General features: G+C 67.9%; 27 protein-coding genes. 23 read left to right on the top strand and 4 right to left on the bottom strand.

Features of this window, described 5'->3' with window-relative positions; translation table 11 throughout:
- Positions 1 to 58: 58 nt before the first annotated feature.
- The 6 genes from ACZ45O_RS05870 to ACZ45O_RS05845 all read left to right on the top strand — a co-directional run bounded on the left by ACZ45O_RS05870 (position 59) and on the right by ACZ45O_RS05845 (position 5,550).
- A complete protein-coding gene (locus ACZ45O_RS05870; protein ID WP_464856469.1) occupies positions 59 to 526 on the top strand; it encodes a YchJ family protein in 468 nt (155 codons plus the stop codon).
- Positions 527 to 676: 150 nt separating this feature from the next.
- Complete coding sequence (locus tag ACZ45O_RS05865) at positions 677 to 2,188, top strand: LCP family protein (RefSeq protein ID WP_464856467.1); 1,512 nt, start codon at positions 677 to 679, stop codon at positions 2,186 to 2,188.
- 208 nt (positions 2,189 to 2,396) lie between these two features.
- Positions 2,397 to 2,843 carry a Fur family transcriptional regulator gene (locus tag ACZ45O_RS05860; RefSeq protein ID WP_464856465.1) on the top strand — a complete coding sequence of 149 codons (447 nt, stop codon included), beginning with the start codon at positions 2,397 to 2,399 and terminating at the stop codon, positions 2,841 to 2,843.
- Between the two features lie 81 nt (positions 2,844 to 2,924).
- Positions 2,925 to 3,968 (top strand): metal ABC transporter solute-binding protein, Zn/Mn family, encoded by a 1,044-nt coding sequence (locus ACZ45O_RS05855; RefSeq protein ID WP_464856463.1) that lies wholly within the window; start codon positions 2,925 to 2,927, stop codon positions 3,966 to 3,968.
- Positions 3,969 to 3,970: 2 nt separating this feature from the next.
- Positions 3,971 to 4,744, top strand: a complete 774-nt coding sequence (locus ACZ45O_RS05850; protein ID WP_464856461.1) for a metal ABC transporter ATP-binding protein — start codon at positions 3,971 to 3,973, stop codon at positions 4,742 to 4,744.
- 5 nt (positions 4,745 to 4,749) lie between these two features.
- Entirely contained in the window at positions 4,750 to 5,550 is an 801-nt protein-coding gene (locus ACZ45O_RS05845) for a metal ABC transporter permease (protein ID WP_464857680.1), read from the top strand.
- Between the two features lie 427 nt (positions 5,551 to 5,977).
- Here ACZ45O_RS05845 and ACZ45O_RS05840 read toward each other — a convergent pair whose 3' ends face one another.
- The 4 genes from ACZ45O_RS05840 to ACZ45O_RS05825 form a co-directional block, all read right to left on the bottom strand.
- Positions 5,978 to 7,267 carry a putative glycoside hydrolase gene (locus ACZ45O_RS05840; RefSeq protein ID WP_464856459.1) on the bottom strand — a complete coding sequence of 430 codons (1,290 nt, stop codon included), beginning with the start codon at positions 7,265 to 7,267 and terminating at the stop codon, positions 5,978 to 5,980.
- Positions 7,268 to 7,358: 91 nt separating this feature from the next.
- Positions 7,359 to 7,985, bottom strand: coding sequence for a 5' nucleotidase, NT5C type (locus ACZ45O_RS05835; protein WP_464856457.1), 627 nt, complete (start codon positions 7,983 to 7,985; stop codon positions 7,359 to 7,361).
- A 66-nt stretch (positions 7,986 to 8,051) separates the two neighbouring features.
- Positions 8,052 to 8,549 carry an acyl-CoA thioesterase gene (locus ACZ45O_RS05830; RefSeq protein ID WP_464856455.1) on the bottom strand — a complete coding sequence of 166 codons (498 nt, stop codon included), beginning with the start codon at positions 8,547 to 8,549 and terminating at the stop codon, positions 8,052 to 8,054.
- 60 nt (positions 8,550 to 8,609) lie between these two features.
- Positions 8,610 to 10,283 (bottom strand): methyl-accepting chemotaxis protein, encoded by a 1,674-nt coding sequence (locus ACZ45O_RS05825; protein ID WP_464856453.1) that lies wholly within the window; start codon positions 10,281 to 10,283, stop codon positions 8,610 to 8,612.
- A 267-nt stretch (positions 10,284 to 10,550) separates the two neighbouring features.
- On the opposite strand from ACZ45O_RS05825, the gene tdh reads away from it, so the two are divergent.
- From tdh to spoIIIAG, 17 genes are all read left to right on the top strand, one after another.
- A complete protein-coding gene (gene tdh, locus ACZ45O_RS05820) occupies positions 10,551 to 11,594 on the top strand; it encodes an L-threonine 3-dehydrogenase (protein WP_464857678.1) in 1,044 nt (347 codons plus the stop codon).
- 25 nt (positions 11,595 to 11,619) lie between these two features.
- A complete protein-coding gene (locus tag ACZ45O_RS05815) occupies positions 11,620 to 12,798 on the top strand; it encodes a glycine C-acetyltransferase (protein ID WP_464856451.1) in 1,179 nt (392 codons plus the stop codon).
- A 466-nt stretch (positions 12,799 to 13,264) separates the two neighbouring features.
- Positions 13,265 to 13,561, top strand: a complete 297-nt coding sequence (locus ACZ45O_RS05810) for an ATP-binding cassette domain-containing protein (RefSeq protein ID WP_464857676.1) — start codon at positions 13,265 to 13,267, stop codon at positions 13,559 to 13,561.
- A 179-nt stretch (positions 13,562 to 13,740) separates the two neighbouring features.
- Positions 13,741 to 13,941 (top strand): hypothetical protein, encoded by a 201-nt coding sequence (locus ACZ45O_RS05805; protein WP_464856449.1) that lies wholly within the window; start codon positions 13,741 to 13,743, stop codon positions 13,939 to 13,941.
- Entirely contained in the window at positions 13,942 to 14,469 is a 528-nt protein-coding gene (locus ACZ45O_RS05800; RefSeq protein ID WP_464857674.1) for an ABC transporter permease, read from the top strand.
- A 209-nt stretch (positions 14,470 to 14,678) separates the two neighbouring features.
- On the top strand, positions 14,679 to 15,887 hold the full coding sequence (locus ACZ45O_RS05795) for a rhomboid family intramembrane serine protease (protein ID WP_464856447.1): 1,209 nt from the start codon (positions 14,679 to 14,681) through the stop codon (positions 15,885 to 15,887).
- 123 nt (positions 15,888 to 16,010) lie between these two features.
- Positions 16,011 to 16,466, top strand: coding sequence for a type II 3-dehydroquinate dehydratase (aroQ, locus tag ACZ45O_RS05790; protein ID WP_464857672.1), 456 nt, complete (start codon positions 16,011 to 16,013; stop codon positions 16,464 to 16,466).
- 3 nt (positions 16,467 to 16,469) lie between these two features.
- Positions 16,470 to 17,543, top strand: coding sequence for a M24 family metallopeptidase (locus ACZ45O_RS05785; RefSeq protein ID WP_464856445.1), 1,074 nt, complete (start codon positions 16,470 to 16,472; stop codon positions 17,541 to 17,543).
- Between the two features lie 70 nt (positions 17,544 to 17,613).
- On the top strand, positions 17,614 to 18,171 hold the full coding sequence (efp, locus tag ACZ45O_RS05780; RefSeq protein ID WP_464856443.1) for an elongation factor P: 558 nt from the start codon (positions 17,614 to 17,616) through the stop codon (positions 18,169 to 18,171).
- A gap of 106 nt (positions 18,172 to 18,277) precedes the next feature.
- Positions 18,278 to 18,682, top strand: coding sequence for a CD1247 N-terminal domain-containing protein (locus ACZ45O_RS05775; RefSeq protein ID WP_464856441.1), 405 nt, complete (start codon positions 18,278 to 18,280; stop codon positions 18,680 to 18,682).
- A 159-nt stretch (positions 18,683 to 18,841) separates the two neighbouring features.
- Positions 18,842 to 19,804: a stage III sporulation protein AA gene (gene spoIIIAA / locus ACZ45O_RS05770; RefSeq protein ID WP_464856439.1), complete on the top strand. Its 963-nt coding sequence runs from the start codon at positions 18,842 to 18,844 to the stop codon at positions 19,802 to 19,804.
- A complete protein-coding gene (gene spoIIIAB / locus ACZ45O_RS05765; RefSeq protein WP_464856437.1) occupies positions 19,801 to 20,322 on the top strand; it encodes a stage III sporulation protein SpoIIIAB in 522 nt (173 codons plus the stop codon). Before spoIIIAA ends, spoIIIAB begins: the two co-directional genes overlap by 4 nt.
- A gap of 37 nt (positions 20,323 to 20,359) precedes the next feature.
- Entirely contained in the window at positions 20,360 to 20,557 is a 198-nt protein-coding gene (gene spoIIIAC / locus ACZ45O_RS05760) for a stage III sporulation protein AC (RefSeq protein ID WP_464844990.1), read from the top strand.
- Between the two features lie 43 nt (positions 20,558 to 20,600).
- A complete protein-coding gene (spoIIIAD, locus tag ACZ45O_RS05755) occupies positions 20,601 to 20,987 on the top strand; it encodes a stage III sporulation protein AD (RefSeq protein ID WP_464856435.1) in 387 nt (128 codons plus the stop codon).
- Positions 20,988 to 20,998: 11 nt separating this feature from the next.
- Positions 20,999 to 22,183, top strand: a complete 1,185-nt coding sequence (gene spoIIIAE, locus ACZ45O_RS05750; protein ID WP_464856433.1) for a stage III sporulation protein AE — start codon at positions 20,999 to 21,001, stop codon at positions 22,181 to 22,183.
- Between the two features lie 4 nt (positions 22,184 to 22,187).
- On the top strand, positions 22,188 to 22,838 hold the full coding sequence (gene spoIIIAF / locus ACZ45O_RS05745) for a stage III sporulation protein AF (RefSeq protein ID WP_464856431.1): 651 nt from the start codon (positions 22,188 to 22,190) through the stop codon (positions 22,836 to 22,838).
- A gap of 4 nt (positions 22,839 to 22,842) precedes the next feature.
- A complete protein-coding gene (gene spoIIIAG, locus ACZ45O_RS05740) occupies positions 22,843 to 23,475 on the top strand; it encodes a stage III sporulation protein AG (RefSeq protein WP_464856429.1) in 633 nt (210 codons plus the stop codon).
- Positions 23,476 to 23,477: the final 2 nt, after the last annotated feature.

Below are 23,477 nucleotides of genomic sequence, written 5' to 3'. Positions count from 1 at the left end.
CGGGCATACTACCCAGTGCGGCCCCGGCACGCCACTGTCGTCAGCGAGGTGGACCTGTTTGCAGAAAGTCGGACGGAACGACCCCTGCCCCTGCGGCAGCGGCCGGAAGTACAAGGCCTGCTGCGGCCTCTACCACGCCGGCATCCAGTATCCCGACACCGTGGAGCGCATGATCCGGAGCCGCTTCACGGCCTACGCGATCGGCGACGTCAACTACCTCTGGCGCACCACCCATCCCGACAACGAGGCGCGGGCCGGCAAGACCGAGGCAGATTTCAAGCGGGAGACGCTCCACTACTGTAAGAAGGTGGATTTCACGCGCCTCGTCATTCACGAGACGGAATCCGAGGACGAAAGGGGAATCGCCCGCGGCACGCTCACGGCCTGGTACCGCGTCGCCGGCCAGCCGGAGGACTCGCTTACCGAGCGCTCCGAGTTCGTGCGAGTGGACGGCCGCCTGCTGTACCTGACCGGCGTCCAAGTCGACGTGCAGGCCGGCGATGCGCCGCAGGGCGCCGACGACTGAACGGCCGCCCCCGGAAAAAGGGGGCGGCCGTTCCGCGCGCAGAAACTCATCCGTCCATTCCCACGTCAAACTAGGGTAGGTCGCTATACGGCAAAGCGGTTTTCTCTGCTATAGTAAGACAGGTAAACTCAGCAACGAGGAGGGCAGCCCGTGCACTACACGACAAAGAAGTCCAAGAAGAAGCGGTGGCACTGGTTGGTCCCTCTCCTTCTCATCCTTGCCCTCGCAGCCGCAATCCGCGCCGTGGCGCTGCATCGCCCGTTCGACTCCCCGGCAACTGCCGACCCGGGGCCGTCGGACCCCACGGAGCCGGGAGGCACGTCGGCGGAGACGCCGCCCCCGCTGCAGACGCTGCCGGGAGATCTGCAGACCTTCCTGGTCATGGGCGTGGAGAGCTGGGAGGGTGAGTGGGGCCGATCGGATTCCATGATGGTGGTGTCGTACGATCCCCGTGAACAGCGGATCGCGATGCTCTCCATCCCCCGCGACCTGTGGACCTACATCCCCGGCCGCGGGTACGACAAGATCAACCACGCCTACGCGTACGGCGGCCCCGCCCTCTCGGTGGACACGGTGGAGCGGTTGCTCGGCATGGATATCGACCACTGGGTCTCCATTTCCTTCGAGGGGTTCGTCGAGGTCATCGACGCCCTGAACGGCGTGGAGGTCAACCCGCCTGAACCGCTCTATTACGTCGATCCCTCCGATTTCCGCTTCGGACCCGACGGGCTCGTCATCGACATCAAGGCGGGGCCGCAGGTGATGGACGGCCTGACCGCGCTGAAGTACGCCCGCTTCCGGGCCGACTCCGAGGGCGACCTGGGGCGCATGCGGCGCCAGCAGGAGATCATCCAGGCCGCCGTGAAGAAGGCCGCGACGCCGGCCGTTTTCACGCGGGCGCCGCAGCTCATCTCGGCCCTTTACCACACCATCGGCACCGACATGACTCTGGGCGAGATGGTGAGGCTGGCCGCCGCGGGGCGGCAGGCCCTGAACAACCCGCTGATCACGGGCACGATTGAGGCCGATGAGTACTGGATTGACGGCATTTTCTACTTCGGCGCCGACCTCGTGGATCTGCGGACGGCGGCTTACGAGCTGCTGGTGGGCGAGCCGCCAGATGAGGCGTTCCTGGCCCAGGCCCGTGCCGACAACCAGGAGTACCAGTCGGTCCTGCAGCAGGAGGTGGCCCGGTCCCGGGCGGAAGCCGCCGCCCGCGCGGAGGAGGAAGAGGGCGAGCCCGGTGAAGGCGAGGACGATGGCGAGCCGGGCGGAGAGACCGCGCAGGGGCCGGGTGATGCCGAGGGAGATGAGGGGGCGGCGGAAGGCTCCGGCGATCCCTCGGGCGACGAGACCGGCGGTGAGGCAGGCGTCGGAGCCGAGCCCTGGGCCACGGTGAACCTGGTGGACGCCACCGGCGAGGGCGTGGCCTGGGCCTACGTGGAGCTGCTGGAGGCCGCAGGGCTGCAGGTCTCGCGGGTGCACGAGAGCCAGGCGGTTCTGCCGACGACACTGGCGCTGGTGCGGGGCCCGCATCTGGATGAGGGCGCCGTGACGGACCAGCTGGCCGGCATCCTGCCCGGGGTGGTGGTCACCATGCAGCCGGATCCCACCGCCGTGGACGACATCGACCTGGTACTGGGGATCGACATGCTGCCCTGACCACAGGTGTCTTGCCTTGAACACAGACGTGTTACCTTGACCATACATGAGCAGTTGAAGGTTGCGAGCGAAGGCGCCTCTTGCGGCCGCACGGCGGCCCACCGGAGGCGCCTCTTCCTATGGACGCAAGGCTCTGTGTTGACACGGGAGCCGGCGGGGGCTAAACTCAAATAGGAATTTTACTGGATATGACTAGGAGGGGCGCAGGATGACGGTGGAGCAGGTTCTGCAGCGTCTGAAGGAGATGGGGTGCAAGCTGACGCCCCAGCGTCGGCTCATCGTCGAAGTCCTGCTGGACGCCGGTGAGAACGCGCTGACCGCCGATGAGATCTACCAGCAGGTGCGCCGGACCTATCCCGAGATCGGGCTGGACACCATCTACCGCAACCTGCGGCTGATGGTGCGTCTGAACGTGGTGAACGAAGTGAAGCTGACCGGGCGGACGGCTCAGTACTCGCTGAACCGGGAGATGCATAACCACAGCCTGGTCTGCCTGGAGTGCGGTGTGGAGATTCCCCTGGCCCACTGCCCCATCAAGGAACTGGAGGCGGTGGCGCTGGAGCAGCACGGCTTCGTCATCTCGGCGCACCACATCGAGCTGTTCGGCTACTGCCCCGACTGCGCCGCCGTCGGAGACAGTAAAATTACTACTTGACAGTTATCCGATGTGGAGCACAGAATACCCTGGTGGGACACGAGAAATCGGTTTTCATCGCAGAAGGAGGGCTGCATGAGGATGCGCCGACTGAGATGGCTCGCAGCACTGGCGCTGACGCTCATGCTGGTTGGCGGCTGCGGGGGGACGAACGTCACGCGCAGGGGAGCTTCGGCCTTTGTGGGGGACGGCCGGCTGCGGGTGGCCACCAGCATCTATCCGGTATACGAGTTCGCACGGGCGGTGGGGGGAGACCAGGTCGATCTGGTCAACCTGGTGCCGCCGGGCACGGAGCCCCACGACTGGGAACCCTCGGTGGGCGACATCCGCACCCTGAACGACGCCCAGGTCTTCCTGTATAACGGGGCGGGTTTCGAACACTGGGTCGACGCGGCGCTGGCCTCGCTGGACAACCGTGACCTCATGGCGATGGAGACCAGCGAAGGGTTTGCGCTGCTGGACGCCGCCGGGCACGGGCACAGCCACGAGGGCGAACTTGTACACGATGAACATGACCCTGACCAGGCACACGAAGACGACGACCACCACGCTGACCCCGAGCACGAAGACAGCGACCACCACGCCCACGATCACGGGGACCTGGATCCCCACATCTGGCTCGACCCCAACGGGGCGGCGCATACGGTGGCGCGGATCCGCGACGCCCTCGCGGCCGCCGATCCCGCCAACGCGGAGGTGTATCGCAGCAACGCCGAGGCCTACCTGGCGGAGCTGGCGGCGCTGGATGAGGAGTTTGCCGCCGGCCTCGCCCGGTGCGAGCGGCGGGTCTTCTTCACCACCCACGCGGCGTTCGGCTACCTGGCCCACCGCTACGGCCTGGAGCAGCATGCCATCATGGGGCTGGCCGCGGAGGCCGAGCCGACCCCCAGGGCGCTGAAGGCGGTGGTGGATGCGGCCCGGGAGCACGACGTGCAGTACATCTTCTTCGAAACGCTGGTGAGCGACAAGGTCGCGCGGGTGGTGGCGGACGAGGTCGGCGCCGAGACCTTGGTGCTCAACCCCTTCGAGGGGCTGACGCCCGAGCAGATCGCGGCGGGCGAGGACTACCTCTCCGTAATGCGGCAGAACCTGACCAACCTGCGCAAGGCGCTGGGGTGCCAGTGATGATGACGAATCCAGTCGTTGAGGTGCGCGACGTCAGCTTCGGCTACGGGAAGGATCTGGTGCTGGAGCGCGTCAGCCTGACGGTGGAGCGCGGCGAGTACCTGGGGCTGATCGGGCCCAACGGGTCAGGCAAGACCACGCTGCTGCGCCTGATGCTTGGGCTGCTGCCCCTCTCGCAGGGGGAGATCCGCCTGTTCGGCACGCCGCTGCAGAAGTTCCGGGACCGCTGGCGGGTGGGCTACGTCGCGCAGAAGGCCGCCTCGTTCAACACCGCCTTTCCGGCCACGGTGGAGGAGGTCGTTTACACGGGGCTGACGGCGCGGCGCGGCGTTCTGAGGCGGTTCACGCCGTCGGACCGGCTGGCCGTGCGCCAGGCCCTGGACCGTGTGGGGCTGCTACCCTACAAGGACCGGCTGGTGGGCCGGCTTTCCGGCGGCCAGCAGCAGCGGGTCTTCATCGCCCGGGCCCTGGTCAGCCGGCCGGAGCTGCTGATCCTGGACGAGCCCACCGTCGGGGTCGACGCGTCCGCGGAAGGGCAGTTCTACCGGCTGATCCGCCGCCTGCGGGAGGAGATGGGGCTGACGGTCATCCTGGTCTCCCACGACATCGGCGCGATCTCGCACGAGGTCTCGGCGCTGGCCTGCCTTAACCGCCGGCTCTTCTACCATGGCTCGCCGGCTGACTTCGGCACCGATGAGCAGCTGTGCGAGCTCTACGGGCACGAGGTCATCCGCATCCAGCACCACCATCACCCGGGGGAGGGCGACCGCGCGTGATTGAGATGTTCTCGCTGGCCTTCATGCAGCGGGCCCTGGTGGCCGGGCTGATCGTCGCCGTGGTGGCGCCTTCCATCGGGCTCTTCCTGGTCCTGCGCCGGCTGGCGCTCTACGGCGATGCGCTCTCGCACGTCACGCTGACCGGCGTCGCCGCCGGCATGCTGACCAGGACCTACCCCGTGGCCACCGGCCTGCTCTTTGCCGTGGCCGCCTCGCTGGGCATGGACTGGCTCAGGCAGTCGTACCGGAAGTACAGCGAGATGGCGGTGGCCATCGTGCTGGCCGGCGCCCTCGCCCTGGCGGTCATCCTGCTGTCGCTGGCCACGGGCAGCACGGGGGAAATGATGGCCTACCTGTTCGGTTCCATCGTCACCGTCAGCCGGACCGACGTGCTGGTGATCGGCGTGCTGGGCGTGGTGGTGCTTGGCTGCGTCTTCCTCCTGTACAAGGAGCTGCTGGCGTCGACCTTTGACGAAGAGTACGCCCGCATCAGCGGGCTGCCGATCCGGGCGCTGAACACGCTGTTCTACGTTCTGGTCGCGCTGACCGTGGGCCTCACCATGCGGGTGGTGGGGGCCCTGCTGGTCTCCTCGCTGATGGTGGTGCCCGTGGGGGCCGCCCTGCAGGTGGCCCGCTCCTTCCGGGGAGCGCTGGCGCTCTCGGTGGGCTTCGGGATGGTCTCGGTGCTGGCGGGGCTGACCCTGGCCTACGTGCTGGACCTGGCCCCCGGCGGCACGGTGGTCTTCACGGCGGTGCTCATCCTGCTCCTCATTCTGGCCTACAAGCGGCTGCGCCGCTTGGAATAGCCCGGACAGCACCGCCTGGGCCACAGAGACATCCGTGAAGAGCGTGAGCTGCTGGGGCCAGCCTCCGCGGCTGGAGACCCGCCAGAGGTTGGGCTGGCCGCTCATGTCGCTGAGGAAGAGCAGCGAGTCGCCGTCCGGGGCCAGCTGCATGCCGTAGTTGCGCCGGACTGAGAAGAACTGCTCGAACCGGTAGTGGTGTCGTGGGATCATCGAGGCGATACCTCCCGCACGGAAAGGCCGTCTTCATTATTGCGGCATACTCGGAATGCCTCGCCGTGGCCTTTCGCCCCGAGGCGATGTTTTCCCTCGTACCCTGGGTACCTTCTTCCGGCCTCAATAGCGGCGACCGCAGTGGAGACATGCGAACGGGGCTGTCCCGGCAGAGTGGTCTGCTTCCGGGACAGCCCCTTTGCTGCGCGTCTCGGGTCTACTCAAAGGAGACGTCGCGGGTGTACTGGTTGGACGGATCCCACAGCATGAAGGACTCGATGCCCAGGTCCCGCAGCGCCTGTACCTGGGCCAACACCTCGGCGGGGCCGTAGGTGATGCCGCCCATGGAGAAGTCCTGGATCCAGGGCCGGTGCTTCTCGATGGGGAGCCCCTCGGTCCGCTCCAGCGCCTTCTGCATGGAGTTGTAGACGGTTTCGTACGGCGCGGCGTTGGGATCCTCCAGGCCGTAGGTCCAGGGGGCGTAGTGGGAGGGGTAGACCATTGGCGCGACGTAGTCGACGATCTCGGCGATCTGCCGGTAGTCCTGGCCGATCTGCATGTCGTCGCCCTCCGCCACCGAGGTGGTCAGGCCGAACAGGTCGGCGCCGACCACGACCCCCAGGGGCTTCAGTTCCGCCATCGCGTACCGCAGGAAGTCGTTGATGGGCTCGGTGCGCTGCTCCGCCGTGGTGTCGTGGCCGTTGTAGCCATCGCGCAGGTTCTCGGAGTAGCGGATGTAGTCGAACTGGATTTCGTCGATGCCGGCGGCGATGGCTTCCTTTGCCACGTCGACGTTGTACTTCCACACGTTCTCGTTGGCCGGGTCCATGAAGGAGTACGCACCGCCGTCAAACCCCGGAATGGCCCATTCCGGCCGGGCCTTGTACAGCCACTGGTCGTTCATGACGACGATGCGGCCGGCCACCCAGAAGCCCCGCTCGTGGGCCTCCGCGATGAACGCGGGCAGATCGGCGATCTTGCGCATGTTGGCCCCGATCTCCTGGGCGAGCGGAATGTCCGACTCCCACGAGAGGTAGCCGTCCTCGGCCTTCAGGTCCAGCACGATGGTGTTGATGCCGGCCGCCCGGGCCCAGTCCAGCAGCGGCCAGACCAGGTCGGGGGAGCCCGCGTACCAGCCGGAAAGGTGGAGGCCCCGCACGGGATCGGGCATCTCGCGGGGCGGTGTCGCCGGAACGGCGGGTTCGTCGTCGCCGGGCTTCGCGCCGGCTCCGGGCACTTCAGCGTCGCCGGGATCAGCGGAGCTGCCAGGGTCGGGAGCCTCACCGTGATCGGGCGTTTCACCGGGATCTGGAGCTTCACCCGGATCGGGCGCCTCGCCGGGTTCGGCGGGATCTTCTCCACCGGGGCCGGTGATGTTGCCCACCGGCACCTGTCCCGACGGCCCGGGGGGAGCGGTGTTCCCGCCGGGGAGGGAGCTGCAGCCGGTGATGAGGAGCGATGCAATCAGGACGGAATGAACGACGGCAGAAGTAAGCAGTTTGCGCATTGGCCAGCCTCCGGTTTCGGACCTTGATACTCGTTAGACGAAGCCGGGGGCACTTTCGTTTGCATGTTGCGCGATTGAGGTGGTAGCAGTTTTACACAGTGGGTTGGTTGCCATGCGAAGCATCGCCGTACGCGGGCTGCATGGCCCACTCGGCGGACGGCTGTCTGCTCACCCCCTGCTGGCGGTCGATGAGGCTCCGGATGAGCCGTTCCGCCTCCGCCCACGAGTGTACGCGGTAGCAATCGTGGAAATGACGGTTGTACGGGTAGTCCATCATGATGCGAATGGCCGGGTGGTTGCGCAGGTTCTTGGGCGCGTCGTCGAACATGAAGTCGCCGCGCACCAGGTCCTTTCGGTGCGTGATCACGATGTTCCCGCGGGGCACCATGGGCAGGTGCCTGCGCACCCAGCCGATCTTGTCGCCGGCGGCCTCCCTGGGGCTGGCGGTTACCACCACCAGCTCGCATATTTTCGCCAGCCGGCCCAGCGACTCCACGCACCCCTCGATGGGCTCCAGATCCGCAAAAAAGCCCGGGCGGTTCAGGTAGTGGTAGATGCGCTTGCCGCACTCGGGTTTGACGAAGGTGTCCCAACTCCAGGAGGTGATGTCCTCCGGACGGAGGTTGTCGTTGTAGTCCCGGTTGTAGACGGCCAGCCACTTCTTCATCAGGTTGCAGCAGATGCCGTCCAGGTCGAACAGCAGGATCGGCCTGGCCACGCGTGCGTCACCTCCGCGGGGTTGTGCTTTCATGAGTATGCCCCGGAAGGTGACAGAAGTCGTCTGTCAACCCCTGCCGTGCCGGCGCGCCAGCCGCAGCCGTCGCCGCTCTTCGCCTTCCTGGAAGCAGCGCCGGTCTTGCTCGGTCTCGATGAGCAGCGGCGGCACGCGCGTTGGCCGGCCCGTCTCGGGATCCAGCGCCACGAAGGTCGCGTAGGCCGAGGTGGTGTGCCGGCGTTCGCCTTTGGTGGGCGATTCGGCGTAGACGTCGATGCCGACCTCCAGCGAGGTGCGGCCGGTCCAGGTCACGCGGGCCTTCAGGATGCAGACCTCGCCGATGTGGACGGGCGTGAGGAAATCGACCGAGTCGAAGGAGGCCGTGACGCATGGGTTGCCCGCGTGGCGCATCGCGGTGATGGAAGCGGCCACGTCCATCAGGTGAAGCAGCCGCCCGCCCAGCATGTTGCCCAGCGGATTGGCATCATTGGGCATGATGATCTCTGTCATTTCGCAGGCGCTGAGCCGGGCCGATTTGGGCTGCAGGCTCTGTTCAGTCCGATGCATCGCGGGATCTCTCCTCTGGTACAGATATCCGTGGGTTGCTGGAGACGAGTAAGCGCGGACCTAGCCATCGGCGATCACGGCCGTCAGGTCCTGGGCAGCGCGGTGGAGCCGTTCCACGCTGTCGCGCACCTGGGCCACCAGGGCGGAGAGCGCGTCGGCCACCTGCGCCACCTCGTCGGCCACAGCGGCGCTGGTGGCGGACGATTCCGCCGCCGAGCGCGCGCCCGAGGCAAGCTGCTCGGCTGTGGCCGCCATCTGTTCGGCTGAGGCGGAGTTCTCCTGTGCGATGGCGGTCAGCTCGGCCAGGGCTTCCGCAAGCTGCCGGCTGTTTGCGGAGAGGTGTTCTGCCTGCGCGGTGATGGCGGCCATGCGGTCCGCCGTGTGGCCCACGGTGACCGCGAGATCCGCCAGGTTTTCGCCGGTGGCCGAGGAGAGCGTGAGGCTCTCTGCGGCGAGTGCGTGGGCGCTCGTCATGGCCGACTGGGCGGCGCCGATGCCGGACTGCACCTGGCCGATCAGCCGGCCGATCTCCGCCGCTGCCTGGCTGGAGTGCGCGGCCAGCTTGCCGACCTCGTCGGCCACCACGGCGAAGCCCCGGCCGGCGGCGCCGGCGCGGGCCGCCTCGATCGCGGCGTTGAGCGCCAGCATGCGGGTCTGCCCGGCAAACTCTTCAATGGTGGTGACCACCTGGCCGATCTGGGCCGAGTAGCCCGCCAGCTCAACCATGGCGCCAGTCGCCTCCTCGGTTGTCCGGGCCAGCCGGGTCATGCCGTCGGCTGACCGCTGCACCGAGCCGCGCCCGGCTTCGACTGCACGCCGGGCTTCCTGTGCCTGCGCGGCGACCTCACGCGCCAGTTCCACAATCGCCGCGGCCGCCTGGTCCATGCTGCGGCTGAGTGCGAGCGCGCCGTCGGTCTGCGCAAGCTGGCTGCGGGCGCCGTCAGAAACGGCCGTGACCGATGTCGTCAGCTCCACGAGGGCGGCGTGGCTCTCCTCGGCAGCCTCCCTGGACTCGTGGCTGGCGCTGGTGAGCCGCGCCACGGTGGGGCGCAGGCGGGCTTCGATCTGCTCGTGGGCATCCGTGCCCACCTGCGCCAGGTCAGCCACCGCGCCGGAGAGTTCGTGTGTGGTCTCGCGCGCCTCGGCGACCACGGCGTCAAGGCGGCGCAGAACATCCTCCTGTGCGGCGGCGTCCGCGAGCGCCTCCAGGAGCTGCCGGCTGCGCGCCGCAATCGCGTAGGTGCCCAGGCCGACGAGGGTGAGCATGACGCCGTTGACCAGGCCGATGCGCGCCAGCGTGACCGAAGGGGCCACGTCGGGCGGGTTCAGCAGCAGCAGGGCGATCCAGCCGCCCAGGGCCAGGAAGGTCCCGTAGACGGAAACCCCGCGCTGGACGTACACGCCGGTGAACATCGGCAGGAGGAACCAGATACCGGCGTGCTGGTTGGAGCCCGGGACCAGGAAGGCGATGCCCGTGAGCACCACGGCCAGCAGGCCGATCACGACATACTTCTGCGCCCGTGGCAGGATTCCGGCCCGCACCAGCAGGGTCGCTGCAACCAGCAGCACGGCGGACCCTGCCGCCCAGAGGAGGAACGGGCCCAGGGGGAGTCCGGTTTTTGCGGACAGGGGAACCAGTGCGGCCACGACCAGCGCGAGGCTGACCCACAGGATGAGGGTGACCGTACGGTTGGTCGCCTGCTCGTAGCGCTGGAGCCGTGCTCTCAAACCCATTGCCCAGCCCTCCCTGCAAGAGATCTAGATAAATGGTCTACATAAGAACCCTGAGAATCTCCTGAATTGGCTACGCGGGCGCCGGAATCCTTCACTTATATGGAAAGTCTAGGTCTAAAGGTATCGCGGGGCGGGGTGAGGAGTGCAGCAAGCGCGACCTTGCGACTGTTCTCGCAAGTGATATACAGTAGTGAGGGGTAGCCATCAAACTTCCCTGCGGCTTCCTGGTCCGCGGGGCAAAGAAGGTGGGCAGCCGTGGCAGAAACGATGCGTGCTTTGCGTAAACTGGAAGCTGGTCCCGGAGCGACATTGCAGCAGGTTCCGATCCCGACCATCGGCCCCCGCGACGTCCTGGTGAAGGTGCGGGCGGCCTCGATCTGCGGCACCGACTACCACATCTACACGTGGGATCCCTGGTCCGCGGGGAGGGTGAAGCCGCCGCTGACCATCGGGCACGAGCTGGCCGGTGAGGTGGTGGCGACGGGCCGGGAGGTCACCGCCTGCAAGGTGGGCGATTACGTATCTGCCGAAACGCATGTTGTATGCAACCGCTGCCCCCGCTGCCATGTGGGGGAGTACCACCTGTGCGAGAACACGCAGATCCTGGGCGTGGATACCGACGGTGTCTTCGCGGAGTACGTGGCGATTCCGGAACAGAACATCTGGGTGAACGATAAGGATATCCCGTTTGAGCTGCAGTCGATTCAGGAGCCGCTTGGCAACGCCGTGCACACGGCGCTCAGCGGCGAGCTCACGGCCCGGTCCGTGCTGGTCACCGGCTGCGGCCCGATCGGCATCATGTCGGTGGCCGTGGCCAAGATGGCCGGCGCGGAGATCGTCATGGCGATGGACATCAACGAGTACCGGCTTCAGCTGGCCGGTCAGCTGGGGGCTGACGTGCTGATCAACCCCACGAAGCAGGATCCGGTGGAGGCGGTGCGCAGCTACACGCGCGGCTACGGCGCCGATGTGGTGCTGGAGATGTCCGGCAACCCCTCCGCCATCCGGCAGGGGCTGCGGGCGGCGCGCAATGGGGCGCGCATCTCGCTGCTGGGCCTGCCGGGCCGCCCGGTGGAGCTGGACCTCGCGGCCGACGTGATCATGCGGGGCCTGGTCCTGCAGGGCATCACCGGCAGGCGGATGTGGCAGACCTGGTACCAGGTGCGCTCGCTCTACCGCGCCGGCCTCGCCGAGCGGCTGCGGCCCCTGATCACGCACCGGCTGCCGCTGGAGCAGCTTGACACCGCCATGGAGCTGATGGGTTCGGGCCAGAGCGGCAAGATCGTCCTGCTGCCCGATCTGAAGGCCTGATTTCCCGCGGAGGAGGTCTATGCGGATGGCTCTTACGGACTTTCTGGTGGAGGAGCTCAACAGCCTGAAGCAGGCTGGGCTCTACCGGCCCCTGAAGGAGTTGCAGTCGCCCCAGCGTCCCCGGTCCCTCATCGACGGGCGGGAGGTCATCAACCTCTCCAGCAACAACTACCTCGGTCTCGCCGACGACCCGCGCCTGAAGCAGGCGATGATCGAGGCGACCGAGGCCTACGGCGCCGGCTCCGGCGCGGTGCGGACCATCATCGGGACGATGACGATCCACAACCGGCTGGAGGAGAAGCTGGCCGAGTTCAAGCACGTGGAGGCCGCCGTGGTCTTCCAGTCGGGGTTCACGTGCAACTCCGGCGTGATTCCCGTGCTCGTGGGCGAGGGCGACGCGGTCATCTCCGACGAGCTGAACCACGCCTCCATCATCGACGGCTGCCGGCTGTCGAAGGCGAAGATCCACCGCTTCAGGCACGCGGACATGGACGACCTGGAGCGGGTGCTGAAGGAGACCGACGGGCAGTATCGGCGCCGGCTGATCATCACCGACGGCGTCTTCTCGATGGACGGCGACATCGCCCCGCTGCCCGACATTGTGGAGCTGGCCGAGAAGTACGGCTGCATGACCTACGTGGACGACGCCCACTCCTCCGGCGTGCTGGGGAAGAACGGCCGGGGCTCGGTGAACCACTTCGGCCTCGACGGCCGGGTGACGGTGCAGGTGGGCACGCTCTCGAAGGCCGTCGGGGTGCTGGGCGGTTACGTGGCCGGCCCCCGGGCGCTGATCGAGCTGCTGTGGCACAAGGGGCGGCCGTTCCTGTTCTCCACGTCCCATCCCCCGGGCGTGGCCGCGGCCTGCCTGAAGGCCATCGAGATCATGGAGTCGGAGCCGGAGTTGATCGACCGGCTCTGGGAGAACACCCGCTACTTCAAGAAGGGGCTGACCGACCTGGGGCTGGACACCGGCCGGTCCGAGACGCCGATCACCCCGGTGATCGTGGGCGATGAGGTGAAGGCGATGCAGCTCTCCGACCGGCTGCTGGAAGAAGGCGTCTTCGCCCAGGGCATCGCCTACCCGACGGTGCCGCGGGGGAAGGCCCGGGTGCGGACCATCGTCACCGCCGCGCACACGAAGGAGGACCTGGACGAGGCCCTGGCCGCCTTTGCGAAGGTGGGGCGGGAACTCGGACTGATCTGAGCGGTGAGCGGTGAGCTGTGGGCGGTGAGCTGTGAGCGGTGAGCGGTGGGCTGTGGGCGGTGAGCTGTGAGCGGTGAGAGGCAGTTGGCTATGAGCTGTGGGCCGTGGGTTGTGGGGGCAGTGGGCTGTTGACTGTGAGAGGTGAGCAGTGAGTCGGGCTGGCATGGGCAGTGAGCGGGCCTGTGCGTGTGAAGCGGAACCAGGACGCGGTTGTGGCGGCGTCCTGGTTCCGCCGTTTTCCGGGGAGGCGCAGGGGGCTCTGTGGCGGCAGTCCAAAAGGGCGCGCGTAACCAGTAAACAGAATATTCGACGTAATAATATAAAATCTGTTGGAATCATAAGGGCAAAGATGCCGCCGCGCCGACAACAAGTGCCCGCACCGCCGACGAGGGCCGGCGGCGGAGTGGGCGGCGGGGGAGCCGCGGCCGGACAGCATCTCGACACGGGGGGAGCGAGATTGACCTTCATGGTCGAACTTGCGGGGGTCTCGAAACGGTTCGGCGAGGTCGAGGCGGTGCGCGACCTCACCCTTTCGATTCGCCAGGGCGAGATCTTCGGGCTGCTGGGGCCGAACGGGGCGGGAAAGACGACGACCATCCGCATGCTGATGGGGCTGGAGAGGCCCACCTCGGGCACGGTGCGGATCGCGGGGCTGACGTTCCGGGAGGACGGCGCGGCGATTCGGCGCCTCATCGGGTGGGTGCCCCAGGCGCCGGCGCTCCGACCTGACCGGCACGCTGCTGAAGCTGGTTCCCGCCCTTGAGGCGGGTGCCCTGCCCCCGCCGGGCGCCATCGAGACCCTCAGTCCAACGCTGGACCAGGTCTTCGCGCGGGTGACCGGGCGGGCCGTTGACCCGGTGACCGGGGCTGCGGTTGCACGGCCGGCGGAACTGGAGCCGGCGCTGTCGGCCGTGGAAGCGGCGGAGCCTCCTGCCCTCGATCATGTGCCCGCCGCGCCGCCGGTTCGGCAGGGCGTTCCGGAACGAAGGGGGCGTGCAGCCGGCCATCTGGCTGGTGCTTTTCGGGCACCTCTGGGAGAGCGCAGCCCGGCCGGACTGGGCGGGGGAGAGCTATCTGCGGTTCATGACGGCGGGCGCTGTCATGATGACCGTGTTCAACGTGTCGCTCATGGGCGGGCTGTAGATTCTGGTCGACCGGGAGCGCGGCGCCCTGGACCGTTTTCTGGTGGCCCCGGTTCACCCGCTGGCGCTCGTCTCGAGCCGGTTTACTTACGTAACCGCGGTCGGCGCGGCCCAGACGTTGGCGATCGTGGCGATGGCAGGGCTGCTCGGCGTCCGGTTCGCTGCAGGATGGTGGACGCTCCCCGGACTGCTGCTGCTGGCCGTGCTGCTCGGGGCCGGAGTCTGCGCCGCTTCCCTCGCCCTGGCGTTCACCGTGAAACACCACGGACAGTTCTACACCCTTACCGGCCTGGTATCGCTGCCACTGGTGTTCCTGAGCAGCGTGTTTGCGCCCCTCGACGCCATGCCCGGCTGGCTCGGCGCCATGGCGCGGTTCAACCCCATCACCTATGCGGTGGACGCGGCACGGGCGCTGGTCATCGGGGGTGCGACGATCCGGGGGTTGTCGGCGATGACCCTGGCCCTCTGGCTCTTTATTGCCTTCACCATGTTTCTGGCACACCGCGCTGCGCAGCGCCATCTGGCTTGACGCGCGGGGCGCCCGGAGGAGCGGACTGCACATTTCCCGCCGGCGGGCCTTGCGGTTCACGCTCTGGTTGGTTTACCTTAGGTTCATCCGGTGTAGCGCGTGACCTGACGGCCCTACGCAGGAGGTATGGTCGCTGCAGATGGTGAATCAAGTGGAATGGCGTTCAGGGCGATGGCTCAGACGGCCATCGCCCGTTTCGGAGGTGGGCTGTGAACTACGCTGCATACGTTGAAATGGTCGCGGGCCAGCTGAAGGAAGCCGGATTCCAGCCGGAGGCCGTCCCCCCGGAGCTGCAGGGCCGCCTGGCGCTGGTGGTCTCACGGTCAGAGGAGTGGGGACGGCTCCTGATCGCGCTGACCGAGGATCTGAACCCCACCGACCCGCTGGAGCGGGAGGAGCTCACGCGCGCCTGCGCGGTGTGGCTGCGGACGGGGCAGACTGACGAACGCGCCCGCGAGCCCCGGCACATGATCCTGCTCTTCCCGTTTGACCGCGGGGTGACGGACGAGGACGCGGACGCGATCGCCGCCCTGCGGGAGCGCGATCCCGAAGGCCGCTGGGGCGTCATCCCCTGGTGCGCGGACCTGGACGTGGGGCTGCTGGACCAGCACACCGGGTTCCCGCCGGTGGACGCGGAGGTGGCCCGCATCCTCACCGATGTGCCGGAGCCGCCGGCCCCCAGGTATGTGGAGGCAACCCCCCGTTACGAGGCGCCGCGCCCCTTGCTGAACCTGGGCCGCTTTCCGGCCACCCGGGTGATTCTGGCCCTGACGATCGCGTACTACCTGTGGACGGTCTGGATGGGTGGCGGTCTCTTCCGGCTGATCAGCGGGCCGGACACCTTCTCGCTGGTGATCTGGGGGGCAAACTACACGCTGCTCACGCTGGCCGAGCAGACACAGCAGTGGCGCCTCGTCAGTCACCTGTTCCTCCACGGCAGCGCGATGCACCTGGCGTTCAATATGTGGGCATTCTGGCATGTGGGCAGGTACTGCGAGCTGATCTACGGCTCGGCGCGCATGCTCTTCATCTACTTCGTGGCCGGGGTGGCCGGGGGCGTCGCTTCCGTCGCGCTGCGCCCGGGCCTGGTCATTAGCGTCGGGGCGTCAGGGGCCATCCTGGGCCTCATGGGTGCTCTCATCTATTTTGCGACCACAGTCCGCAACCGGCGCGTGGACTGGCAGGGCCTGCTCGCGCCGGTGGCCATCAACCTGCTTTTCGGCTTCATGTACGGGCGGGTGGACAACTACGCGCACATCGGCGGCCTCCTGGGCGGCCTGCTGGCGGCGTTCATCGTCGGAGCGCCGGGCGAGCGCTACGGCTGGCGGCAGTACGCCGCGCCGGTGCTGGGCGTGCTGGCCGCCCTGCTGGTGGTGGGCATCCTGCCCCTGCGGCACATCGGGGCCCTGCTTCCATAGGCCGGGCTGCCGCCAGGAGTCGGCGTTCTGAGCCGCCGCCCACAGGCGGCGCCTCTTGCGTGGCTGTGCAATATTCTGGTACGATAATGCAGGTTTAGTTGGGGAGGAGGCCCAGACCCCATGCTGCGCATTCTGGTCATTCACGGCCCGAACCTGAACCTTCTGGGCACGCGCGAGCCCGAGGTGTACGGCTCCACCACCCTGTCAGAGATCGACGCCATGCTCTCCGAGCTAGGTGGTGAACTGGGGGTTGAGGTGGAGTCGTTTCAGTCGAACCACGAGGGCGCCATCATCGACGCCATCCACGGCGCCCGGGGGCGCTGCGCCGCCATTCTGTTGAATCCCGGGGCGTACACCCACTACTCCGTGGCGATTCGTGACGCCATCGCGGCCGTTGACCTGCCCGTGGTCGAGGTGCACCTCTCCAACATCTACAAGCGCGAGCCGTTCCGCCACCGCTCCGTCATCGCCCCGGTGGCCGCAGGCACCATTGCGGGCTTCGGAGCCGAATCGTACCGGCTCGGACTGCGGGCCCTGGTGTACCTGCTTCAGGGCGACCGCGCACAAAGGAGGAACTGAAGCATGACCCAGATGCGCCTGGAGCGGCTGCGGGCTGAACTGGACGCACGGGAACTGGACGCCGTTCTCATCGCGAAGCCCGAGAACCGGGCCTACCTGAGCGGCTTCACCGGGAGCGCCGGCCTGCTGCTCATCTCCAGGGACAGGGCAGCGCTGATCACCGATTTCCGCTACATCGAGCAGGCGACGGCTCAGGCGCCGGCCTTCGACGTGGTGAAGATGGAGAGCACCAACCAGGCCGCGCTGGCCCGGCTCGTGGACGAGTGGGGCGTCAGCCGCCTTGGCTTCGAGGGCGACTTCCTGACGGTCGACGACCACCGGAACTACCAGCAGGCCGCCGCCGGCTGCCAGTGGACCTCGATTACGGGGCTCGTGGAAGGGCTCCGCATGATCAAGGACGAAACTGAAATCGAACTGATGCGCAAGGCCGCGGCGATTGCCGACGATGCCTTCGCCCAGATCCTGCCCCTGATCAAGCCGGGCGTGCTGGAGCGCGACCTGGCGACGGAACTGGAGTACCGCATGAAGAAGCTGGGTGCCGAGGGCGTGGCCTTTGAGACCATCGTCGCCTCGGGCGTCCGCTCTTCGCTGCCGCACGGCGTCGCGAGCGACAAGCCGCTGGAGCAGGGCGACCTGGTCACCTTCGACTTCGGCGCCCTTTATCAGGGATACTGCTCCGACATGACTCGCACCGTTATGGTTGGGGAACCTACTGACAAACAGCGCGAGATCTACGGGATCGTGCTGGAGGCGCAGAAGCGCGGCGTGGCGGCCTGCCGGCCGGGCATCACCGGAAAGGAGCTGGACGCGGTCTGCCGCTCCTACATCGCCGAGAAGGGCTACGGCGAGTACTTCGGCCACGGCACGGGGCACGGCGTCGGCCGGTTCATCCACGAGGGACCGCGGGTCAGTCAGCGGGGCGGCGACGTGGTGCTGCAGCCCGGCATGGTGGTCACGGTGGAGCCGGGCATCTACCTGCCCGGGTGGGGCGGCGTCCGGATCGAGGACATGCTGCTGATCAGCGAGTCGGGGGCTGAGTCCTTCACCCACTCGCCGAAGGAACTGCTGATTCTGTAGCGTGCGGTGTGTATTCGCCCCCGGGGCGTAGAAATTCTGGCGCTTAGCGTTGAGCGGAGGGGACAGAACAGTGATTTCGGTTAACGATCTCCGGAACGGCATGACCATCGAGATGGACGGTACCGTGTACCAGGTCATCGAGTTTCTGCATGTGAAGCCCGGCAAGGGCGCGGCGTTTGTGCGGACGAAGCTGAAGAACGTCCTCACCGGCGCCACCATCGAGACCACCTTCCGCGCCGGCGAGAAGGTTCCCCAGGCAAACGTGGATCGGCGGGAGTACCAGTTCCTCTATGCGGACCAGGGCGTCTGGGTCTTTATGAACAACGAAACCTATGAGCAGATCGAGCTGACCCGCGATCAGATCGGCGACGCTCCCAACTTCCTGCTGGAGAACATGACGGTGCAGATCGCCAGCTGGAACGGTCAGATCATCGGCGTGGATCTGCCCAACACGGTGGAGCTGAAGGTGGTCGAGACGGAGCCCGGGTTCAAGGGCGACACGGCCACCGGCACCTACAAGCCCGCCAAGCTGGAGACCGGCTACGTGGTGCAGGTGCCGCTCTTCGTCAACAACGGCGACGTCATCAAGGTCGACACCCGCACGGGCGAGTACCTGTCGCGGGCCTGACCTGAACGAACCGGAACACGGGGTGCGGTTTCGCACCCCGATTTGTTTTCCGGTCAACCCGGGCAGACTATCGCGCGGGACCGCCCGAGGAAGGAGGAGTTCTGTCATGACCGACCTTCGATCCCGCGTCGCATATCTGCACGGACTCGCGGAGGGACTCGACCTCGACACCGGCAGTCCCCACGGCCGGGTGCTGGCCGGCGTGCTGGACGTGCTCGGGGACCTGGCGGAGGAGATCGAGGAGCTCACCGTGATGCAGGGCGACCTGGCCGAGTACGTGGATGAGATGGACGACGACCTCTCGTCGGTGGAGGACGAGGTCTACACGGAAGATGAGATTGTCTTCATTCCCGACGAGGTCGTGGCGGACGACGACGACGGCCCCGTCGCCGTGCTGACCTGTTCCGAGTGCGGCGAACCGATCGGGGCGTCGGCCGGGCTGATGACGGCTGACGAGCTCGAGGTCACCTGCCCGGTCTGCGGCTGCACGATGGAAGCCGATGAAGCATGAATCGCAGGCGAGCCCACCCCGGGGCCGTTCCACCAGCCCATCGCGCTGGCGGGACGGCCCCGCCTCATTTCGCATGGCCGCCCATCTTCGCCGCGGACAGGTCTTCATAATGCGGGACAGGCAGGCATAGCATCTCTCAGCAGGATGGGGGGACGAGCGATGCTGCCGGAAGGGTTCGAGCGGGAGATTCTGACCTACGTGTCGCCCCGCCTGACCGGGCTGCTGCGGCGGGCCGCCGAGGCTCTGCCGGCCCCGCTGGAAGAGATCCGCATCCGCCAGGACCGGCCGCTGCAGCTGGTCTACCCCGGCGGCGACGCCTTCGTCGCGCCCGACGGCCGGCTGACCGCAGACCCCGGCCGGGCGGTGCGGCCGGACCACGACGACCTGCAGCGCACCTTCCAGCTCATGGCCAGGGGATCGGTCTACGCCTGGGAGGAGGAGGTGCGGGGCGGCTTCCTGACCCTGGAGGGCGGCCACCGGGTCGGCCTCTGCGGCAGGGCGGTGACGGAGGCCGGCCGCATCCGCACCCTGAAGCAGGTGGCCAGCCTGAACATCCGCATCGCCCGGGAGGTGCCGGGCGCCGCCGACGGCCTGCTGCCGCACCTGGTGCGGGGCGGCCGCTTCCTGTCGACGCTGCTCATCTCCCCGCCTCAGGCGGGAAAGACGACCCTGCTCCGGGATCTGGTGCGCCAGCTGTCGGCCGGGGTGCCGCGCCTCGGGCTCAGGGGCCTGAAGGTGGGGCTGGTGGATGAGCGCTCGGAGGTGGCCGGTTGCCTGCGCGGCGTGCCGCAGCGGGACGTGGGCCCCCGCACGGACGTGCTGGACGGGTGCCCGAAGGCCGAGGGGCTGATGCTGCTGATCCGGGCGCTCTCGCCGGAGGTGGTGGCCGCCGACGAGATCGGCCGCCCGGAGGACGCCACAGCCGTCATGGAGGCCCTGCACGCAGGCGTCGCCGTGCTGGCGACGGCCCATGGTTCAGGGCTCGCGGACGTGCGCCGCCGGCCCGCCCTGGCCGAGCTTCTGCGGGTGGGCGCCTTCGAGCGGGCCGTGCTGCTCAGCCGAAGGCGCGGACCGGGCACGGTGGAGGCCGTCCTGGACCTCGCCCGGGAGGTGGTGGCATGACCTTGAAGCTGGTGGGAGTCGCGCTCACGGTCCTGGCGCCCAGCTGGATCGGCTTTCAGATCGCCGCCCGCTACGGGCGCAGGCCGGTGGAACTGAGGGGCTTCCAGAACGGGCTGGCGGTGCTGGTCACCGAGGTGGAGTACGGCGCGACCCCGATGCCCGACGCCCTGCGCAGCGCCGCCCGGGCGGCCGGACCCGTGGCCGGGGCCATTCTGGCCGACGCCGCCCGGAGGCTGGAGGCAGGCGGCGGCATCACGCCCGGCGAGGCGCTCTCCGACGCGCTGGCCGAGCACCGCGGCTCTGTCTGCCTGACGCCGGCGGATGAGGAGATCCTGGCCGCGCTGTTCCCCGTGCTGGGGGCCTCAGACCGGCACGACCAGGTGCGCCACCTGCGACTGGCCCTGGACCGGCTGGCGGCGGCCGAGGCCGAGGCGGCGGATGAGCGGCGGCGCTACGAGCGCATGTACCGGTACGTGGGCGTGCTCTCGGGCCTGGCCCTGGTGCTGATTCTGATGTAGCTGGTCCTGACACTGATCTCTTTGGAGGGTGAGCCCTGTGGATGTGCAGCTGCTGTTCCGCATCGCCGGGGTCGGCATCATCGTGGCGGTCATGGCCACCGTGCTGAAGCAGGCCGGCAAGGACGAGCAGGGCCAGATGGTGACCCTGGTGGGCGTGCTGGTGGTGCTGATGATGGTGGTGACGCTGCTGGGCAAGTTCTTCAACCTGGTGAAGGCCACCTTTGGCATGTACTGAGGGCCCGGCGGGGCGGATGCCGGCGGCACGGGGGGAAGGGCCAGTGGAGATCGTGCAGATCGTCGGACTCGGCCTGCTCGCGGGCATGCTGATCAGCCTGCTCCGGCAGCACAAGCCGGAGCTGGCGATGCAGCTTTCGATCGCGGCGGGCGTGATGCTCTTCGTCCTGATGATGGCCAAGGTGCTCCGGGTGGTGGAGGTGATGCAGTCGCTCGCCACCCGGGCGGCCCTGGAACAGGCGCACATGGACACGGTTCTGAAGATCATCGGCATCGCCTACATCGCCGATTTCGGCGCCCAGGTGCTGAGCGACGCCGGGGAGAAGGCGGTGGCCACCAAGGTGGAGATGGCCGGCAAGATCATCATCATGCTGCTGGCGGTGCCGATCATCCTCGGGGTGCTGGACGCGATTCTGAAACTGCTGGAGTAGGGGTGCGGAGTGTGAAGCACGCGCGGTGGTGGTGGCGGGTCCTGCTCCTGTTCGCCCTGGTCATCCACGGCCCGCCGGCGGCGGCCGAGGGGCCGGCGGAGACCGGCGATCTGCTCTGGGAGCAGGCCGCCGCCCTGGAGACCGGCGCCATCGAACGCTTCCTGGAAGAGGTGAACCGGACCTGGGAGGGCTACGGGCCCCAGATCAGCCTGGGCGACTTCCTGCGGCTCTACAGCGGGGACGAGCCCCCTTCGCTCTCGGCCGGCGCCGTCCTGCAGGGGCTGCTCCGCTACCTGGTCCGCGAGGTGCTGGCCAACGCGGACCTGCTCCTGAAGCTGGTGGTGCTGGCCGTCGCCGCCGCCGTCCTCGGGCAGATGCAGGAGGCTTTCAATGCCGACGCCGCGGGCCGGGCCGCCTACTGGGTCATCTACCTGCTGCTGGTGGGGCTGGCGCTCACGGGCTTCGGCCTGGCGGTGGCGACGGCCCGGCAGGTGATGGAGAGCCTGAACGCCTTCATGCTGGCGATGCTGCCGACCCTGCTGACCGTGCTCATCGCCATGGGCGGGGCGGCCACGGCGACCATCTTTCAGCCGCTCATGGTGACCCTGCTCAATCTGACGAGCACGATCATGGTCACGGTGGTCTTTCCCATGGCGTTCCTGGCGGCGGTGCTGGACATCGTCTCGGGCCTGCACGAGAAGTACAAGCTGTCGAACCTGGCCGACCTCCTGCGGCAGGGGGCCATGCTGGCCCTGGGGCTGACCGGAACCGTGTTTCTGGGCACCGTGGCGGTGAAGGGGGCGGCGGGGGCCGTGGCCGACGGGCTCTCGGTCAAGGCGGCCAAGTTCGTCACCGGCACGTTCGTGCCCGTCATCGGCAAGACGCTGGCAGACGCCACCGACCTGATCGTTGGTTCCTCCCTGATGCTGAAGAACGCCCTGGGCATGCTCGGGGCAACGGCGATCTTCTTCATCGTCGCCTTTCCGCTGCTGAAGATCCTCAGCATCTCCTGGGTCTACCAGGTGGCCGGCGCCCTGGTGCAGCCGGCCGGGGCCGGCGAGATCGCCCGCATGCTGACCACGATGGCCAGGTCGCTGCACATGGTCTTCGCCGCGGTGGGCATGGTGGCGCTGATGTTCTTCATCTCCGTCGTGGTGATCGTGGGTTCCGCCAACGTGGCGGTGATGGTGAGGTGAGGCCGTGGCCGCGCTGACGGAGTGGGTGCGGGGCCTGGTGGTGCTGGTGGTGCTGGCCTCGCTGCTGGAGATGCTCCTGCCCATGGGCGGCATGAAGCGGTTCGTGCGGCTCACCATGGGGCTGCTGATCATGCTGGGCATCGTGCGGCCCATCCTGGGCCTTTTGGGCGGGCCGATCAGCGTCGATCCGGGCGTCTGGGTCCAGCCGACGGCCGCGCTCCCCAGCGTGGACGAGATCATGGAGGAAGCGGACCGCTTCCAGGCGCGCACCCAGGCGATGCTCCTGGAGGAGGTGGAGGGCCGCCTCCGGCGTGCCGCGGAAGAGGCGGCCCGGTCTGTGGAAGGGGTTGCGGAGGCGGCGGTCGCGCTGGAGCTGGCCGGCGGCCCGCAACTGGAGGCGGTGAGGGTGGACCGGGTGACGGTAACCGTCCTGCTGGGGTCCCGGTTTGGCCAGGTGCGCCCCGTTGCGCCGGTGCGGATCGGCGGGGAGGAGGAGGCGGCCGGCGGCGGGTCGGGCGGGCGGGTGCGGGCGCCGACGCCCGCGGAGCTGCCGCTGGCGGAGGCGGTCCGGCGCCAGGTGGCCGAGCAACTGGGCCTGACCGATGCGGGCCTGGTGTCGGTATGGATCGAGAGCGTGGAGTCGCCGGGGAGGTAGTGATATGGGCGGGCAGAACACGCCGGGACGGGGCCCCGGCAATCCCCTTGGCTGGCTGGGTCTGGGGCTTTCGAAGGAGCAGGCGAAGTTGGTGCCGCTGATCGCGGTGCTGCTCTTCATCGGCATTCTCATGCTGCAGTCGGGTGAACTGTTCGGGGTGGATGCGGGCAACACGCCGGTGGATCCGGCCCCGGGCGCCTCGCTGGTCAGCGCCGTTCGCGAGGAGGACGAGCTGACCCGGCTGGAGCGGCAGAAGGCCGCGGAGCTCGAGAGCATGCTGGGACAGATTGAAGGCGCGGGGCGGGTGCGGGTGATGGTCACCCTGGCAGCCGGTCCGGCGATTCAGGTGGTGAAGAACACGACGGTGGACCAGTCGACCACCACGGAGGAGGCGGCCGACAGCTCGACCCGCAGGACCGAGTCCATCAACACCCGGGAGGACCATGTGTTCACCCGGAACGGCTCGGCCGAGCAGCCCGTGATCGCCCAGACCAGCGCGCCGGAGATCGCCGGGGTGCTGATCGTGGCCGAGGGCGCCAAGGATGTGCGCATCAGAGCGCGGCTTCTGGACGCGGCGATGGTGGCGCTGAAGATACCCGCCAACCGGATTCAGGTGGTGCCGGCAGATGGGAGGTAGCG

The sequence above is a fragment of the Symbiobacterium turbinis genome, assembly GCF_055383075.1.
The sequence above is the reverse complement of the archived record's forward strand: the minus strand, read 5'-3'. Positions and strand labels throughout refer to the sequence as shown.